Raw genomic sequence first — 17,616 nt, 5'->3', positions numbered from 1 at the left:
GGGCGCTTCTCTGGAGCGTCAGAACTGCACGCGAGGCGGCTCGGAGATGGCCGCACCGTCGATGACCTCGAAGAACTCGCGCTCGTGGAAGCCGAGCTGACGGGCGAAGAGGTTGTTCGGGAACACCTTGATCTTGGTGTTGAGTTCGCGCACACCGCCGTTGTAGAACCGGCGCGACGCCTGGATCTTGTCTTCGGTGTCGACGATCGCCTGCTGCAGAGCGAGGAAGTTCTGGCTCGCCTGCAGCTGCGGATACGCCTCGGCCACGGCGAAGAGCGACTTCAGCGCCTGCTGCATGTGTCCTTCGGCGACACCCGCCTCGGCGGGGCTCTCGACGTTCAGCGTTTCGGCGCGGGCCCGGGTGACGTTCTCGAAGACCGCCTTCTCGTGGGCCGCGTACCCCTTCACCGTTTCAATGAGGTTGGGCAGCAGGTCGGCGCGACGCTTCAGCTGGACCGTGATGTCACTCCACGCCTCGTCGACGCGCACGTTGAGCGACACGAGGGCGTTGTACGTGGCCCACAGGTAGATGCCGGCGATGACCAGGATGCCGACGATCACGATGACCGGTACGAGCCACTCCCACATAAGTCCCCACACTCCGTTCGAGAGATTGCCCTTCAGTGTAACTGCGGGCCGGTCGGCGGCACGGAGCCGGGCGGGGACTCTCAGCGGATGCGATGGATGCCGTACCCCCGGTGGGACTCGAACCCACACTGAAGCGATTTTAAGTCGCCTGCCTCTGCCATTGGGCTACGGGGGCCCGTCATCCACCGTAGCGCGGGGCGGCTCGCGTCCGCCGACGCCCGTCCGGCGGATCGACCGGGGCCCCGATCCGGCGTGGCGGGCTCGACCTCCGCACGACGACGCGAATCGAGCTGACCACGCACGCGCCGGCCGCATGGCGGGACGACGAGACCCCCGCGCCTCGAGGGCACGGGGGTCTCGAACGGGAAGAGGTTACTTCGCCGCGACGGGCTCGGCCTTCTTCTCGGCCGGGGCCGGAGCGTCGGCCGCGGGAGCGGCCGGGCGCGGACGCGCCGCGAACTCCTCGAACGCCGCACGGGGCTTCTGCACGGCCTCGAGCGACACGACCTCGCGGCCGTGGACGAAGTTCTGGATCCAGTCGCCGATGACGCGGAACTTGCGCTCCCACGTGGGCATGGCCAGGCCGTGGTAGCCGCGGTGGGCGAACCAGGCGATCAGACCGGTCAGGGCGATGTTGCCCGACTGGAACGCGCCGTTGTACAGCCCCAGACCGGCGACGGCACCGAGGTTCTTGTGGTTGTACTGCTTGGGCTCCTCGCCGCGCAGCACGGCCACGAGGTTCTTCGCCATGAGCTTGCCCTGACGCACCGCGTGCTGGGCGTTGGGGACGCAGAAGCCGCCCACGCCGCCGCCCGACAGGTCGGGAACGGCCGAGACGTCACCGGCGGCCCAGGCGCCCTCGACGATTTCCTCGTCGGTGCCCACGCGCAGGTCGGGGCGGGTGCGGATGCGACCGCGCTCCTCGACCGGGAGGTCGCTGCCGCGCACCACCGTCGGGTTGGCCATGACGCCGGCGGTCCAGATGATGAGGTCGGTGGGCAGCTGCTCACCGGTGGACAGCTCGATGACACCGTCGACGGCGCCCTTGACCTGCGTGTCGAGGTGCACGAACGCACCCTTCTTCGCGAGGTCGGCGAGCACCCACTCGCTCGTCTTCTGCGACACCTCGGGCATGATCCGACCCATGGCCTCGATGAGGTGGAAGTGCGTGTCGTCGAACGCCAGCGTGGGGTACTGCTTGAGCAGCGACGACGCGTAGGCGCGCAGCTCGGCGAACACCTCGATGCCGGCGAAGCCGCCGCCGACGACGACGACGGTCAGCAGACGATCGCGCTCGGGACCGGCGGGAAGCACCGAGGCCTTGTCGAAGTTCGACGTGAGGCGGTCGCGGATGGCGACGGCCTCTTCGATGGTCTTCAGACCGATCGCGTTGTCGGCGATCCCGGGGATCGGGAACGTGCGCGAGACGGCGCCGGCGGTCACGACGATCTGGTCGTAGCCCTGCTCGAAGGTCTCGTCACCCGCGATCGGGGTGATCGTGGCGGTCTTGGTCGCGTGCGAGATGCCCGTGACCTTGCCCGCGATGACGGTGGTGCGCTTGAGGTGGCGACGCAGGCCGACCACGACGTGGCGCGGCTCGATCTCACCGGCGGCCACCTCGGGGAGGAACGGCTGGTACGTCATGTACGGCAGCGGGTCGACGAGCGTGACTTCGGCCTCGCCACGCCCGAGGAGCTTCTCGAGCTTCCAGGCGGTGTAGAAACCTGCGTAGCCCCCACCGACGATGAGGATTCTGGGCACGGTAGTGGTCACGATGGGAGGGACTCCTCGTTTGTGGTGCGGCTCGGCTCGCGGGAGGTGCGCGCCTGTCGGATTCGCCGGGCAGCAGCACTGACGCCGAGCGCAATCATTATAGCGGCCAGCGTGGCACCCCCGAGCGGCAACGATCCGTACAGCACGCTATCGCGCGACGGGAGAAGAGGCGAACCGGCCTCGGGCGCCGAGTCGACCGGCGGCAGAGCCGGGATCTCGACCGGACTCGCCGTCGGCTCGGGCGCCGGTTCGGCATCGGCGCGACGGTACAGGCGGATCCATTCCTTCAGGCTGCCGAGCGGGTTCTCGCTGACCGTGTCGACCCTCGCCGACACCGCGCCGGCGGCATCCACCAGTCCGTAGCCGTACAGCTTGTCGGGCACGCTCGTCGCGCCGGCCGCGGGCTTGGCGGTCTGGATGAGCCGGTTCAGCACGTTGTTCGCGTCGAGTTCCGGGTGGGCCGCGCGCACCAGCGCGGCGATGCCCGCGACGATCGGCGCCGCTCCGCTGGTGCCGTTCCACCCCACCAGGGTGCCGTCGGACGAGACGCCGATGAGCCGCTCGCTGGGGGCGGAGAGCCCGATCGTGATGCCCTGGGTCGAGGCGCTGTTGCTCGCGGTGCCGTTCGGATCGACGCCGCCGACGGCGAGGACGCCGGGGATCGTGGCCGGGGCGCCCACGCGGTCGGTGCCGCTCCCCCGGTTTCCCGCGGCGACCACCACCACGACGTCGTTGTCGAAGGCGTACTCGAACGCGGTGTCCCAGCTGGTGTCCCAGTCGAGGGTGTTGGTGGTCAGCGAGAGGTTGATGACGGTCGCACCGTTGTCGACCGCCCACGTCATCGCCTCGGCGATCTGCTCGGAGAACGGCTTGGTGCTCGAGGCGCCGAAGCCGACGGAGATCGAGAGCAGCTCGGCCTCGGGCGCCACGCCGATCATGCCGCGACCGTCGCCCGTGCCGCGCGCCGCGGCGAGCGAGGCGACCCAGCTGCCGTGGTTGGCATCCACGGCTCCCACCGGCGTCCGTCCGTCGGATGACCCCACGCCCGAGACGTCGGTGCCGGCGGCCACCGCGCCGGTGAATTCCGCGGGGCCGCGGGCGATGCCGGTGTCGATGATGGCGATCTTCTGACCGGCCCCGCGCGTGGTCTTCCACGCCTCGCGCACGCCGTACTGGTCGAGCCAATACTCCGAGGCGCGCACCGAATCGGTGGGGTCCTCGGGCACCGGGCCCGACGTCGCCGCCGGAGAAGCCGTCGCGCCGGTCATCACCGCCATGAGGATGACGGATGCCACGACGACGACGACGCGCTTCATCCGCCGGCCCCGGGGCTCTCGCACTCGCATCGCTCGGGTGACCAGGTACCGCGCTCGAGAGCCCGATCGCCGATCGGGTTGACGCCCGGGCCCGCCGCCAGGGAGTGGCCGGCGAGGGCGTGCAGGCACTTCACGCGCGTCGGCATCCCCCCGGCCGAGATGCCCGCGATCTCCTCGGGCTCGCCGTAGGCGGCGCGGTCTCGCAGGTACGCCTCGTGCGCCAGGCGATAGGCGGCCTGCAGCTCCTCGTCTTCCGCGAGCTCGTCGGAGAACTCCTTCATGACATGCCCGGCCTCGAGCACCGACATCGCCGCGGTCGCGGCGGGGTGGGTGAGGTAGTAGAACGTGGGGAACGGGCTGCCGTCGTCGAGTCGCGGAGAGGTGGCCACGACCGTCGGGTTGCCGCACGCGCACCGTGCGGCGATGCCGATGACCCCGCGCGGGACACGGCCGAGCTGCGCCTGCAGAACGGCGAGGTCGGCGTCGGAAGCGGGAGGAAGCGGTGCGGTAGTCATCTCTGCCAGGGTACCCGGCGTGTCCGACACCGCGCCCGGAGCCGTCGGCGCCTCATCGCGGAGGCGGGCGGAGCCGACCACCGGAAGGTCACCGGACGCGGATTCAGCCGGCCGGTGTCTCCGACGGAGACGGGTCGGGCACGCCGATCTGGAGGGACGGCACCGCCACCTGCGCCGCTCCAGATGCGGCGACCGAGCGCACGAGCTGCGCCATCCAGTCCGTCCGGGTCTGCCCGACGTCGTCGCTCACGTCGGCCTGCTCCTGCGGCGTCGCCGAGGCGGGCAGGTCGTTGTCGATGAGGTACACCACCTCGCCGGGGAAGGTGTAGCCGAGACGCTCGCGCGCCTGCGTCCGGATGTACGCCGGGTCGGACCACCGCTCGCGCTGCGTCTGCAGGTCGGCGACCTCCGACTGGCTCAGGGCGACGGCGCTGCGCAGCGCCTGGATCTGCTGGCGCTGATCCATGTACGTGCCCACGGTCGGCACCAGGACGAACGTGCCGAGCACGACCAGGCCCAGCATGATGACGACGAAGCCCGAGATGCGCACCTTGCCGAGCCACTCGCGCACGTCGAGACGGGGGCGCGTGGCCGGCCGCGAGGTCGGCGTGCGCCGCGAGGGCGTCGAGGCGGGCTGGCGGCGCGGCGCCTTCTTCCCGGCGGCCGGCCGGGGAGCGGGCGTCTTGCGGGGCGGCAGTGTCGGTCGATCCACGTCCAGCCCCTCTCATCCGCCCGGTGCACACGTGCCCGGACCGCAGGCGAGTCTACGTCGGCGGCCCCGGCGTTCCCCGTGGGCCACGCCGCGTGCTCCGTCGAGCCGAGCCCACAGGATCGGTCTCCCCCGCGTCCCTCGTCGAGCGGATGCCACGGGATCGACCTCGCGAACGCGCCCCGGCCCGCGGCACGACGGCGCCGTGGCCCGGGAACGACGAAGGAGGGGGAGCCGTCGGGCTCCCCCTCCTCACGTGTCAGACGCTCAGCCCTTGAAGCGGGGGAACGCCGAGCGGCCGGCGAAGACGGCGGCGGCGCCGAGCTCTTCCTCGATGCGCAGCAGCTGGTTGTACTTCGCGACGCGCTCGCTGCGCGCGGGGGCACCGGTCTTGATCTGGCCGGCGTTGACCGCGACGGCCAGGTCGGCGATCGTGGTGTCCTCGGTCTCACCCGAGCGGTGCGACAGCATCGAGGTGTAGCCCGAGCGGGTCGCCAGCGAGATCGCGTCGAGCGTCTCGGAGAGCGTGCCGATCTGGTTGACCTTCACCAGAAGCGAGTTGGCGACGCCGAGGTCGATGCCCTGCTGCAGGCGCTTGGGGTTGGTGACGAACAGGTCGTCGCCGACGAGCTGGACCTTGGAGCCGATGGCATCCGTCAGCTTCTTCCAGCCGTCCCAGTCGTCCTCGGCGAGGGCGTCTTCGATCGTGACGATCGGGAAGTTGGCGACGAGGTCGGCGAAGTAGTCGACGAGCGTGTCGACGCTCCACTCCTTGCCCTCGACCGTGTAGACGCCGTCCTTGTAGAACTCGGTGGCGGCGACGTCGAGGCCGACGGCGATGTCCTTGCCCGGGGTGAAGCCGGCCTTCTCGATCGCGCGGATGAGGAAGTCCAGGCCCTCGCGGTTGCTGGGCAGGTCGGGGGCGAAGCCGCCCTCGTCGCCGAGGCCGGTGTTGTAACCCGCGAACTTCAGCTCGCCCTTGAGGACGTGGTAGACCTCGGTGCCCCAGCGCAGCGACTCGCCGTAGGTCTCGGCGCCGATGGGCGCGAGGAAGAACTCCTGGAAGTCGATGCCGTTGTCGGCGTGCTCGCCGCCGTTGATGACGTTGAACAGCGGGACGGGCAGCAGGTGGGCGTTGGGTCCGCCGAGGTAGCGGAACAGCGGCAGGTCGGCGCTGTCGGCGGCGGCCTTGGCGACGGCGAGCGAGACGCCGAGGATGGCGTTGGCGCCGGTGCGCGACTTGTTCTCGGTGCCGTCGGTCTCGATGAGGATCTCGTCGATGATGCGCTGCTCGCTGGCCTCGACGCCCTCGATGGCGGGGCCGAGCTCGTCGACGACCGCGGCGACGGCCTTGAGCACGCCCTTGCCGCTGTAGCGGCCCTTGTCGCCGTCGCGCAGCTCGTAGGCCTCGAACGCGCCGGTGGACGCGCCGGAGGGGACGGCCGCCCGCTGGACGATGCCGTCGTCGAGGAGCACCTCCACCTCGACGGTCGGGTTACCGCGCGAATCCAGGATCTCGCGCGCGTTGACAGCCTCGATAAGTGCCACGAAGGACTCCTCGTTGGTTCTTGGGTGGAGAGGGGGCGGAGCGTCGTCGGTCCGTGGTCGAGTCTAGTGACCCCGCTCGGCGGGCGTGGGGCCGGCTTCTCCGCCAGGAGGTCCGAGCCACCGGCGCCCGCGCGACCCGGGCCCTTCGGCAGGGTCGGAGACCCGGCGATCGGGCTGCCGGGTCAGGATGCCGCAGGGGTCACGACGATCGCGAGCGCGATCCCGTCCCAGCCCTTGCGGTCGAGGGTCTGCAGGGCCGTCGCGTCGAAACGGGGGTCGGTGCCGAGCATCTCGATGCCCCGGCGCGCGCCGAGCACCTTGGAGTCGGCGGTCCCGGCATCCGCCACTTCTCCCCCGCGCACGACGTTGTCGAGCACGATCACCGTGCCGGGGCGGCCCAGGCGCGCCGCCCAGTCGAGGTAGACGGTGTTCGACTCCTTGTCGGCGTCGATGAAGACGAGGTCGAAGGGCTCGCCCCCGTCGAGGGTCGGGAGCACCTCCGTACCGCGACCGAGCAGGATCTCCACGCGATCGGCCACTCCGGCCCGCTCCAGGTTCGCCCGGGCGACGGCGGCGTTGGCGGGCTCGGCCTCGATCGTGACGACCCGCCCCTCGGCGCCCACGGCGCGGGCGAGCCAGATGGTGGAGTACCCGCCGAGCGTGCCGATCTCGAGCACGCGGCGAGCGCCCGCGATGCGCGTGAGCAGGTGCAGGAACTTGGCGTTCACCGGGGCGACCTCGATCGCGGGCATGCCGGCCTCGTGCTGCGCCCGCAGCGCGGCGTCGAGGGTCGGGTCCGCCGTGAGGAGCGTCTCGGTCAGGAACGCGTCGACGTCATCGTGGGTGGGCACCCTCCCAGCCTGGCGCGACGGAGGATGCGGGTCAACGCTCCCCGCGCAGGTGCGCGCGCGTCATCCGGTCGTACTCCTCGTCGCTGAGGTCGTCGAAGCCCTTCGCCTCGACCCGGTCCGACCGCATCCACCGGATCATCAGGAGGACGAGGATCGGCACGTCCGCGAACTCGGCGATGAACCAGATCATGTCGCCCGCGAGGTGCTGGTCGTGCAGCGTCGACGGCCACCATGACACCGCCTGCGCGGCATCCGGGATGAGATCGAGCACCGAATCGTTCAGGCGCATCAGCAGGCCCGGAACGGAGTCGATCAGGAGCTCGACGAAGGCGAGGAGGAACTCGATCGCGATGAAGGTGCCGGTGTGCACCGCTCCCAGCGCCATCATCGGCAGCACCATCGCGAGCCCCAGGAGGGGAACGACGACACCGAGCGAGGCCTCGACGACCGCATTCACGCGCAGGATGCCGGCCACGGGCGTGAGGAAGAGGCAGAACACCGCGGCGATGACCACGGTGGCGACCATCGCGTTCCCGAAGACGCGCGTCACGCGTGACGCCAGCAGGCGCTCCCGCACCCGCGAGGGGGCGAGATCCAGGGGGCGGCCCGCCGCGATCCCGGCGGGGACGGCGAAGATCAGCAGCGCGATGCGGGTCGAGAACGCCCACCGCAGCTGCCCCGAGTACACGCCGAGGAACCCGAGCTCGATCACGGCGTAGGGAAGGAGGCCCAGGACGAAGAAGCCGATCGAGCGCCGAAGCGGCCAGGCTTCTCCTCGGCGGCGCACCCGGCGGACGCCGAACAGGTACGCGATGGCTGCCACGAACAGCACGCCGAGCGTGAGGGGGTCGGCGCGCCAGGTGCTGAGGAAGTCTTCGACGGGAGGCGTGAGGGCACGCTAGGCCGCGAAGCTATGCGGGAGCCGGGACGCCCCCTCGAGGCGGGCTCAGCGGTCCGCCTCGACGGCGACCGGCGCGATCTCGAGCGCCGCGAGGATCGCCGGCAGCAGGGCCTCGGCGGTGCGCCGGTACCCGAGCGCGCTCGGGTGGAAGCGGTCGACGCTGAACATCTCGTCGGGGCGCTCGGCGAACACGGGTCCGACGGCGCGGGCGAGGGCGACGACGCGGCCTCCCGCCCGGTGCACCGCCACCGCTTGCGCCGCGGCGAGCTGCCGCGACGACCGTGCGGCCAGCGCGCGCAGGGGCTGCGGGATCGCCCGCAGCGTGCCGAGGTCGGGGCAGGTCCCCACGACGACGGGGATCCCGTCGTCCCGCAGACCGCGGACGACCTCCTCGAGCTGCCCCGCGGAACGGGATGCCGGGATCCGGTGGGTCACGTCGTTCCCGCCGACGACGATGACCGCGGCATCCGGACGATATCCCTCGGGGAGTGCGGCGATCTGCCCGGCCAGCGCCGAGGTCTCCGAGCCGACGACCGCCGCGGTGCGCAGTCGCACCGGCCGCGCCGCGGCGCGAGCGATGCCCTTGGCCAACCGCGCCCCGAGGGTGTCGCGTCGATGCCCGGCGCCCAGGCCCGCCGCGATCGAATCCCCGAGCAGCAGCAGCTCGACCGGTCGCCCCGGGTGCTTCTTGCCGCGCCAGACCCGATCCGCGTCGAGCGCCTGCTCCCCCAGCGGCTTGCCGATGCGGCGACGGGCGATCGCCGCCTGGCGCGCGATGAGGGTGCGCAGCCCCACGGCACCGGCGCCCAGGAGCGCGATCGCGGAGGCGGCGGTCACGGTCACCGGACGACGCATGCTCCGATGACACCGGGCCGCGGTGAACGAGCGGTGGACGCCCCGTGACGACGCGGCGACGGCGGGCTCCCGGCATCCTGAGTCCCGACCGGATGCCGCGCGCCCGCCGCGCGCGTTCAGCCCGCGGTTCGAGCGCTCCGGGCGCGCAGCACGATCGCGAGCACCAGCACCGCGACGGCGAGGGCGATGTCGAGCGCGAGACCCGCGATCAGCTCGTCGCGCCCGGCGGCGCCGGTGACGCTCACGACGCCCCCGATGACGATGACGCCGAACGACAGCGCCAGCTGCTGGGCGGTGCTGAACATCCCGCCCGACAGGCCCGCCGCCTCTACGGGGACCTCGCGCACCACGAGCTGCGTGAGCGGCGAGAAGATCAACGCCTGCCCGACGCCGAGCAGGATCAGCGCGGGCTGCAACCACAGCCCGATGTCGCTCCCCCACGCGATGCCGAGGGTCGCGGCCATGGCGATGAGCGCGACGATCTGCAGGGCGACCCCGAGCACGAGCGTCGTGTCCCCCAGCCGGCTCTGCACCCGCGCGACCGCGAGCGACATGGCCGCGAACACCACCGCGAAGGGCAGGAGCGCGAGCCCCGCCTGCAGCGAGCTCAGCCCGCCTGCCTCGACGGCGCGCGGGAAGACGTACAGCAGAGCCGAATAGCCGGCGAAGAACAGTGCGGCCGCGATCAGCCCCAGCTGCAGGGGGCGCAGGCGCAGGACGCTGGGCGGCAGCAACGGCACGCGCCCCGACCGCTCGATGCCGTCCTGGTGCCGCCACATCGCCACGAAAGCGACCGCGGCGACGACGAGGGCCACCGCGACGGGCCACGACCAGTTCCACACCGGTCCGAAGGTGAGAGCCACGGACGCCGCGAGGATGCCGACGGCGAGCGCCGCGGTCCCGATGAGGTCGATGGCCACCACCTCGTGCGAGCGGGAGCGCGGTGCGAGCGGTGCGAACGAGATCGCCGCGACCGCGATGAGGGCGACGACGACGAACACCGCGCGCCAGCCCTCGACGGGACCGAACGACAGGGCCGCGAGAGCGCCTCCGGCCACCTGGCCCACGGCGGCGCCGATTCCGCCGCTCGCGCCGAAGGCGGCGATCGCGCGGGTGCGCGCCGCTCCGCGCGAGGTCGCCTGGATCGTGCCGAGCACCTGCGGCGTGCACAGCGCCGCTCCCACACCCTGGACGACCCGGGCCGCGATCAGCGTCTCGATCGACGGGGCCAGGGCGCACGCGATCGCCGACACCAGGAACAGTCCCATTCCGAGCGTGTACAGCCGGTGGCGTCCGAAGCGGTCGCCTAGTCGTCCGCCGAGGATCAGCAGCACCGCGAACGGGATGCCGTACGCCGCGATGACGAGTTCGAGGGCGATGTCGCCGGCGGCGAACCGCTCCCGGAGCGTCGGGAGGATCACGGTGACGGCGTTGAAGGCGAAGGTGCCGGCGCCCGGCCCGAGCAGGAAGCCGAGGTAGCGCCAGGTCGGCACGTCGTCGGCCTGGGGGCGGATCGGCACCGGGGCGCTGCCGGTCGACGGCTGTGCGGAGGTGGTCATGGTGCCAGCATGGAAGGCGCGGCATCCTGGTACCAGGAGCCCCGTCATCCTGGTACTGACAGCACTCCCCAGGGGGCGGGCGAGCCATCGGCGCGGTTCTAGGATCGCCGGAGGAGGATCCCATGACCCGGTCCGACGATGTCCGCGCGGAGTTCGCGGCGTTCCTGCGCAGTCGTCGTGCGCGCCTGCGCCCCGCCGACGTCGGTCTGCCCGACGGAACCCGGCGCCGGGTCGCGGGACTGCGCCGAGAAGAGGTCGCCCAGCTCGCCGGGGTGGGGCTGACCTGGTACACCTGGCTCGAGCAGGGGCGCCCGATCGCCGCCTCGGCTCAGGTCGTCACGGCGATCGCCCGCGCGCTCCTGCTGAGCGATGACGAGCGCGACCACCTCTTCGCCCTCGCCGACCTCCCCCTCCCCGACCGTGCGGCGCGGATGTGCGTCGGGCAGACGCACCTCGATCTGCTCGAGAAGCTCATGCCCTACCCCGCCGCGGTGCAGACGTCGCGGTTCGACATCCGCGCGTACAACCGGTCCTACCGCTACCTCTTCGACGACCTCGACGACCTGCCCGTCGAGCGCCGCAACTGCGCCGTGCTGCTGTTCACCGACTCCGCGTGGCAGCGGGCCCACGTCGACCTCGACCACGCGCAGCGACGCATCGCCGCCCGCCTGCGCGCCGCCTACGGCCGCCACCACGACGAAGCGTCGTGGCAGCGCTTCGTCGCCGAGCTCGACGCGGAGTCCCCGCGCTTCGGCGAGCTCTGGCGTCTGGGCGACGTCGGCGGGGAACGCAACGCCCCCAAGCATCTCGTGCACCCCCGCGTCGGCGAGCTGCACCTCGAGATGTCGAGCCTGTGGATCGACGAGGCCCTCGGATCGCGCGTGGTGTGGTTCTCGCCCCGCGATGCCGCGACCGCCGAGCGTCTGGAACGGCTCGCCGCCGAGCGCCCGAGCGAAGCCCTGGTCAGCGCCGCGGCCTGATCCCGGCACGGGTCCGCCTCGTCAGCGGCGCGACGCGAGCGTCGCGCTCACGAGAGGGGCTTGAGCTCCAGGGAGTCGGCGGTGGTCTCGGTGGCCACCGAGGCGAACGCGGTGTACCCGTCGGCCGCAGAGCGCTCCAGCAGGGCCTTCATGTTCTTCACACGCTGCTCGAGGCGCACGCGCGCACCGTCGGCGACGAGGCGGCTCTTCAGCGCGACCAGTCGGTCCAGCGGAACGTCCCGGTCGTGCACGAGCACGACGGAGCGCTCCCCGTCGGCACCGTCGTCGGGCAGCAGGTCGACGATCCGCTCGAACCCGATCGAGAAGCCCACCGCCGGTACTTGCTGGCCGAGGAACCGCCCGATCATGCCGTCGTATCGGCCGCCCCCGCCGAGGGAGTAGTCGACGCTCGGGTGGGCGAGCTCGAAGATAGTGCCGGTGTAGTACCCCATGCCGCGCACGAGGAACGGGTCGAACACCAGCGGTGCGTCCGCACCGCGCGCCGCGGCCACGGTCTCGCCGAGCGAGACGAGATGAGCGATGACCTCGTCGGGGATGCCGTCCGGCAGGGCCGCGCGGATGCCGGCATCGTCGAACGAGGGGGTGGCGGCGGGTCGGTCGAGATAGGCGGCGAGGGCGTCCACGGCGGGGCCGCTCGCCTCACGGTCGCGGAGCTCCGCGACGATGCCCGACGGGCCGATCTTGTCGAGCTTGTCGACGGTGATGAGCACTCCCGGCCGCTCGTCCGGAGCGAAGCCGAACGCGTCGAGCATCGCGTCGAGCACCCGGCGGTCGTTCACGCGGATCGAACCGCCCTCGAGTCCCAGCGTGTCGAGCACGTCGAGACTCGCGACCATCAACTCCGCCTCGGCGCGCGCCGAGGCGTCGCCGATGATGTCGATGTCGCACTGCATGAACTGGCGGTAGCGCCCCTTCTGGGGGCGCTCCGCGCGCCACACCGGCGCCATCTGGATCGCCCGGAAGACGGTGGGCAGCTGCGCACGGTTGGTCGCGTAGAAGCGCGCCAACGGAACGGTGAGGTCGTAGCGCAGACCCAGGTCGGCGAGGGCCGCCGGGTCGTCGGCTGCGGCGCGGATGCCCTCGGCATCCATCCCCCGCTTGAGGATGCTGAACGACAGCTTCTCGTTGTCGCCGCCGAGACCGGCGTGCAGACGGGAGTACTCCTCCATGACGGGGGTCTCGATCTCGTCGAAACCGTGCGCGCGGTAGCGCTCCCGGATGACGGCGAGCACGCGCTCGCGACGGGCCTTGTCGGCGGGGAGGAAGTCGCGCATGCCGCGCGGCGGGTTCACGGATGCCACCCGTCCATTGTTCCAGGCTCCCGGCCGTCCCCCGCGCGCCCGAGATCACGCGTTCAGCGCGAGGTCACCCTCTCCCGCCTCGCCGCGCCGGGCACCCTCGACCCGATCATGTGCGCTCGAACGGGGGCGTCAGTCGACCGGCGAGACGGCCCCCTACTCCGCCGCGCGCACGTCGGCACGCAGCGCGCGGAGGCGCTCGCGCAGCGCGCGCTCGGCATCCCAGCCGTGCGCGCGCGCGAACTGCACCAGCGTCAGCAGCGCATCGCCGAGCTCGGCCTCGGTCTCCGGATCCCTGAGGTGGTGCGACGGCGCCGGCACCCCGACCTGCGCCGCCTTGCCCACGAGCTTCTGCGCGAGGGCGAGCGACGGCATGTGCTCGCTGACGCCGTCGAGCACGCTCGTGCGCTCGCGCTTCTCGGCCGCCTTCGCGGCGTTCCAGTGCACGAGCACTTCTTCGGGGGTGGATGCCACGGCATCCGCGAAGACGTGCGGATGCCGGCGCACCATCTTCTCGGTGAGCCCGCGCGCGACGTCGTCGATGTCGAACGGCTCGTCGGCATCGCCCGCCGCGATCTCGGCGTGAAAGAGCACCTGCCACAGCAGGTCGCCGAGCTCCTCCCTGAGATCGGCCCGTGTTCCGGTCTCGACCGCGTCGATGACCTCGGCGCTCTCCTCCACCAGGTACGGCACGAGGTCGCGGTGATCGATCTGCTGCGTCCACACGCAGCGCTCGCGCACCGCACGCATGGTCTCGGCGGCTTCCCGCAGGGCGTCGTCGCTCACGGTCTCTCCCTCCGCGGGCCCGGCGGCCCCGTCGACAGCGAGTATGCCCCGGCCCGACGGTCGCAGGCTCCTGACGTGCCGAAACGCACGCGCCGAGCCCCTTCCCGATCGCGACCGACCCGGCATCCGTCGGCCTGTTCCTGGTCTCCGTGCACCGACCTCCGGAGATTTCCGGATGCCGCACGGCCGACGTCGCCAATTCCTCTGGCCGCGGGCCCTCGATCCCGGAGAAAGTCCGGAGTTCGGCCCGTGTGGCCGTCGAGGAACGTCACACGTGATCTGCACGCAACAGGACGCGGATAATCTGGGGCGTGTGCGTGAACTGACCCCGACCGAGGCCATCGACCTCGTGGGCCGCTTCGAAGCCGGCCAGGAACTGCCCGAGCAGATGCGCGCCGACGTGCGCCTGCTCGGATCGCTCCTCGGCCGCGTCCTTCAGGAGAGCGGCTCCCCCGGACTGTACGACGACGTCGAGCGGCTGCGCACGGCGACGATCCAGGCCTACACCGACGAGACTTCGGAGGCGTTCGAGCGAGCCGCGGCCATCGCCGACGGGTTCTCGATCGAGCGCGCCGACGAGGTGGCCCGCGCCTTCACGGCGTACTTCCACCTCGTCAACCTCGTCGAGGAGCACCAGCGCGTCCGCGTCCTGCGCGAACGCGGTGACGCGCCCTCGCGCTCCGGCACGCCCGACACGATCGCCGCGGCGTTCGACCGTCTGGCCGGCGAGGTCGGGCGCGAGACGGCGCTCGAGCGCCTGCAGTCCCTGCGCTTCCACCCCGTCTTCACCGCCCACCCCACCGAGGCGCGCCGGCGGGCGATCTCCACCAGCATCCGTCGCCTCTCCGAGCTGCTCGCCGAGCACGACGACGCCGCCGGCAACGACAGCGAGAGCCGCCGCGCCGAGCGCCGCATGCTCGAGGAGATCGACACGCTCTGGCGCACCGCTCCGCTGCGCCGCGAGAAGCCGTCGCCGGTCGACGAGGTGCGCTCGGTGATGGCGGTCTTCGACGAGACCCTCTACACGGCCGTGCCCCGGGTCTACCGCCGCATCGACGACATCCTCCAGGGCGAGAACGCCGGGGCCCGCGTTCCCATCGTGAAGCCCTTCGTGCGGGTCGGCTCCTGGGTCGGCGGCGACCGCGACGGCAACCCGTTCGTCACGGCGTCCGTCACGCGCAAGGCCGCCGCGATCGCCAGCGAGCACGTGCTGCTGGGCCTCGAGCGGACGACGCAGCGCGTGGGTCGCGGATTGACCCTGGATGCCGAGACCACCCCGCCCAGTGACGCCCTCGTCGCACTGTGGCACCGCCTGCGCGCGGCCGACGAAGACGCCGCCGCGGAGATCGCCGAACGCTCCCCCGACGAACCGCACCGCCGCATCCTGCTGCTGCTCGCCCGCAAGATCGCCGCGACCCGCACGCGCAACGCCGACCTCGCCTACCGCGATCCCGAGCACCTGCTGGCCGACCTGCGCTGCGTGCAGGACTCCCTCGTCGCCGCGGGTGCCGCTCGACAGGCCTACGGTGCACTCCAGCGCCTCGTATGGCAGGTCGAGACCTACGGCTTCCACCTCACCGAACTCGAGGTGCGCCAGCACTCGGCTGTGCACCGCAAGGTGCTCGACGAGCTCCGTGCCGGCGACGCGCGCAGCGAGCTGACCGAGGAGGTGCTCGAGGTCTTCCGCTCGATCGCCTATGTGCAGGAGCGCTTCGGACCGCGCGCCGCCGGCCGCTACATCGTGTCGTTCACGCAGTCGGCGCAGGATCTCGCCAACGTCCACGAGCTCGCGACCTTCGCGGTGGGCCCCGGCGAGCAGCCTCCCGTGCTCGACGTCATCCCGCTCTTCGAGACGTTCGCCGACCTGCAGGCCGCCCCCGGCATCCTCGCCGAGATCGTGTCGCACCCGGCCTTCGTGTCCCGACTGGATGCCACCGGTCGCCGCCTCGAGGTCATGCTCGGCTATTCCGACTCCTCGAAGGACGTCGGCCCCGTCGCCGCCAACCTCGCGCTCTACGAGGCGCAGGCGAAGATCTCGACGTGGGCCCAGGCCGAGGGGATCGAGCTCACGCTCTTCCACGGACGTGGCGGTGCCCTCGGGCGCGGCGGCGGTCCCGCGAACTCCGCGATCCTCGCGCAGCCCCCGCACTCGGTCGACGGTCGCTTCAAGCTCACCGAACAGGGCGAGGTCATCTTCGCCCGCTACGGCGACCCCGACATCGCGATGCGTCACATCGACCAGGTCGCCGCGGCGGTGCTCACGGCATCCTCGCCGTCGAACGAACGCCGCAACCGCGGTGCCGCCGACGCCTTCGCCGACGTCGCCCGGAAGATGGACGTGGCCTCGCGCGAGCGCTTCTTCGCTCTCGTGAAGGCCCCCGGCTTCGCTCCGTGGTTCGCCACGGTCACGCCGATGGAGGAGCTCGGGCATCTCGCGCTGGGCTCCCGGCCCGCCCGTCGCGGCCTCTCGGTCGAGTCGCTCGAAGACCTCCGCGCCATCCCGTGGGTGTTCTCGTGGACGCAGGCACGCATCAACCTCGCCGGCTGGTTCGGGCTCGGCAGCGCTCTCGACGCCGTCGGCGACGCGCAGCGTCTCAGCGAGGCGTACGAGCAGTGGCCGCTGTTCCGCACGATGATCGACAACGTCGCGATGAGCCTCGCGAAGGCCGACGAGCGTATCGCCCGGCGCTACCTCGCGCTCGGCGACCGCGACGACCTCGCCCAGCTCGTCATGGACGAGATGCTTCTCACCCGCTCCTGGGTCGAGCGCATCACCGGCGGCGACCTGCTCGGCAACAAGCCCATCCTCCAGCGCGCGGTCAAGATGCGCAGCCCCTACGTCGACGCGTTGTCGCTCCTCCAGCTGCGGGCGCTTCGCGCCCTGCGCGACGTCGATGCAGAGAATCCGACTCCGGATGCCGAACACCAGCGCCTCCTGCTGCTGTCGGTCAGCGGTGTCGCGGCCGGCCTGCAGAACACCGGCTGAGCGACTCCGCCCCGTCGATGCGCCGGCTCCTCCTCACGAGGGGTCGGCGCATCGTCGTCTCACGCCGACAGCGTCGCGGCCATCGCCACGCCGAGTCAGTCGATTCGGCGATCCGTCCCGTGGCGGGAGAGGCTGCGGCCGTAACGCTCGGTGAGCTGCACCATGAGATCCGGCGTCTCGCGGTCCAGACCGAAGACGTACCCGGGGAAGTCGAGCTCCTTCTGCGCCGCCCAGATCTCTTCATGACAATCGGGCGGAAGGATCAGCAGGGGATCCCTCACGGCCACCCAGGAGATCGGCACGACGGTTTCCGGCGGGAGCACGGTGCGGAGGTGCACCACGGCGTTGATGCGCACTTCGCTCCGGTCACCGATCTCGGCGCCGTTGAAGACGCGCGTTCCCGTGGCGAGGAACACCTCTTCGCCGATGTCCGCCCCGGCGATGCTCGCCATCGGGCCGACGAGCGTGTGCGCGCCGACGTGGACTGCGTGGGTGGAACTCGCCCGCACGAGGGCGTTCTCCATCACGATCGTGTTCTCCCCCAGGACGATCGGACTGCCCTCCGCCGTGATGACGGCTCCGTGCAGCACCTGACAGCCCGCGGCCACCGTCACGTCTCCGCTGATGACCGCGGTCGGCGCGAGCACCGCATCGGGGTGGATATGCGGTTCCGATCCCAGGTGTGCGAACAGCATCGAGTGTCCTTCCGGTCGGTGATGCACAGCGTAGACCCGTGCCTCACCGAGCCGCGAGCACGTCGCCGTCCGGGTACGACGAAGCGCCGATACGCGTCCCCCGTGTCCACGGAGGGTGCGTACCGGCGCTGTCATCTCACGGGGAATGTCCCCCGTATATGCGAAATGGCCACCCAGCGTTGGGTGGCCATTTCGTTAAAGGAAGTCCGGCGGTGTCCTACTCTCCCACAGGGTC

15 protein-coding genes and 1 tRNA gene are annotated in these 17,616 nt (G+C 71.5%); 2 read left to right on the top strand and 14 right to left on the bottom strand.

All coding sequences use genetic code 11. The features are described 5' to 3' along the window. Positions 1–18 precede the first annotated feature (18 nt). The 11 genes from Q0818_RS04010 to Q0818_RS03960 form a co-directional block, all read right to left on the bottom strand. Positions 19–588 carry a LemA family protein gene (locus tag Q0818_RS04010; protein ID WP_298871736.1) on the bottom strand — a complete coding sequence of 190 codons (570 nt, stop codon included), beginning with the start codon at positions 586–588 and terminating at the stop codon, positions 19–21. 102 nt (positions 589–690) lie between these two features. Next, positions 691–763 (bottom strand) — tRNA-Leu (locus Q0818_RS04005). 197 nt (positions 764–960) lie between these two features. Then, positions 961–2,361 carry an FAD-dependent oxidoreductase gene (locus tag Q0818_RS04000; RefSeq protein WP_298871733.1) on the bottom strand — a complete coding sequence of 467 codons (1,401 nt, stop codon included), beginning with the start codon at positions 2,359–2,361 and terminating at the stop codon, positions 961–963. Beyond that, positions 2,358–3,677 carry a S8 family serine peptidase gene (locus Q0818_RS03995; RefSeq protein ID WP_298871730.1) on the bottom strand — a complete coding sequence of 440 codons (1,320 nt, stop codon included), beginning with the start codon at positions 3,675–3,677 and terminating at the stop codon, positions 2,358–2,360. Before Q0818_RS03995 ends, Q0818_RS04000 begins: the two co-directional genes overlap by 4 nt. Continuing rightward, positions 3,674–4,192, bottom strand: coding sequence for a DUF501 domain-containing protein (locus Q0818_RS03990; RefSeq protein WP_298871728.1), 519 nt, complete (start codon positions 4,190–4,192; stop codon positions 3,674–3,676). Before Q0818_RS03990 ends, Q0818_RS03995 begins: the two co-directional genes overlap by 4 nt. A gap of 103 nt (positions 4,193–4,295) precedes the next feature. Further along, entirely contained in the window at positions 4,296–4,904 is a 609-nt protein-coding gene (locus Q0818_RS03985) for a septum formation initiator family protein (protein ID WP_298871724.1), read from the bottom strand. Between the two features lie 264 nt (positions 4,905–5,168). Beyond that, complete coding sequence (gene eno, locus Q0818_RS03980; protein ID WP_298871722.1) at positions 5,169–6,449, bottom strand: phosphopyruvate hydratase; 1,281 nt, start codon at positions 6,447–6,449, stop codon at positions 5,169–5,171. A gap of 182 nt (positions 6,450–6,631) precedes the next feature. Next, positions 6,632–7,300 carry an O-methyltransferase gene (locus Q0818_RS03975; protein WP_298871719.1) on the bottom strand — a complete coding sequence of 223 codons (669 nt, stop codon included), beginning with the start codon at positions 7,298–7,300 and terminating at the stop codon, positions 6,632–6,634. A 31-nt stretch (positions 7,301–7,331) separates the two neighbouring features. Then, complete coding sequence (locus tag Q0818_RS03970; protein ID WP_298871714.1) at positions 7,332–8,123, bottom strand: cytochrome c oxidase assembly protein; 792 nt, start codon at positions 8,121–8,123, stop codon at positions 7,332–7,334. Positions 8,124–8,246: 123 nt separating this feature from the next. After that, positions 8,247–9,044: an SGNH/GDSL hydrolase family protein gene (locus tag Q0818_RS03965; protein ID WP_366943105.1), complete on the bottom strand. Its 798-nt coding sequence runs from the start codon at positions 9,042–9,044 to the stop codon at positions 8,247–8,249. A gap of 128 nt (positions 9,045–9,172) precedes the next feature. Then, the gene (locus Q0818_RS03960; RefSeq protein WP_298871708.1) at positions 9,173–10,615 is read right to left on the bottom strand and encodes an MFS transporter; all 1,443 of its coding nucleotides are present in this window, start codon (positions 10,613–10,615) and stop codon (positions 9,173–9,175) included. A gap of 122 nt (positions 10,616–10,737) precedes the next feature. Here Q0818_RS03960 and Q0818_RS03955 point away from each other — a divergent pair, with 122 nt between their 5' ends. After that, entirely contained in the window at positions 10,738–11,595 is an 858-nt protein-coding gene (locus Q0818_RS03955; protein ID WP_298871706.1) for a helix-turn-helix transcriptional regulator, read from the top strand. Positions 11,596–11,642: 47 nt separating this feature from the next. Here the strand turns inward: Q0818_RS03955 and hisS are convergent, their stop codons facing one another. Next, positions 11,643–12,890, bottom strand: a complete 1,248-nt coding sequence (gene hisS, locus Q0818_RS03950) for a histidine--tRNA ligase (protein ID WP_298873122.1) — start codon at positions 12,888–12,890, stop codon at positions 11,643–11,645. Between the two features lie 180 nt (positions 12,891–13,070). After that, positions 13,071–13,664: a MazG family protein gene (locus Q0818_RS03945; RefSeq protein WP_298873121.1), complete on the bottom strand. Its 594-nt coding sequence runs from the start codon at positions 13,662–13,664 to the stop codon at positions 13,071–13,073. Between the two features lie 349 nt (positions 13,665–14,013). Between Q0818_RS03945 and Q0818_RS03940 the strand changes: the two genes are divergently transcribed. Next, positions 14,014–16,686 carry a phosphoenolpyruvate carboxylase gene (locus Q0818_RS03940; RefSeq protein WP_298871704.1) on the top strand — a complete coding sequence of 891 codons (2,673 nt, stop codon included), beginning with the start codon at positions 14,014–14,016 and terminating at the stop codon, positions 16,684–16,686. A 95-nt stretch (positions 16,687–16,781) separates the two neighbouring features. Here Q0818_RS03940 and Q0818_RS03935 read toward each other — a convergent pair whose 3' ends face one another. Then, positions 16,782–17,381, bottom strand: coding sequence for a gamma carbonic anhydrase family protein (locus Q0818_RS03935; RefSeq protein WP_298871702.1), 600 nt, complete (start codon positions 17,379–17,381; stop codon positions 16,782–16,784). Between the last annotated feature and the right edge of the window lie 235 nt (positions 17,382–17,616).

Source organism: uncultured Microbacterium sp., from assembly GCF_947489255.1.
Classification (GTDB): Bacteria; Actinomycetota; Actinomycetes; order Actinomycetales; family Microbacteriaceae; genus Microbacterium; species Microbacterium phycohabitans.
This window is presented reverse-complemented; position numbering and strand designations above follow the sequence as displayed.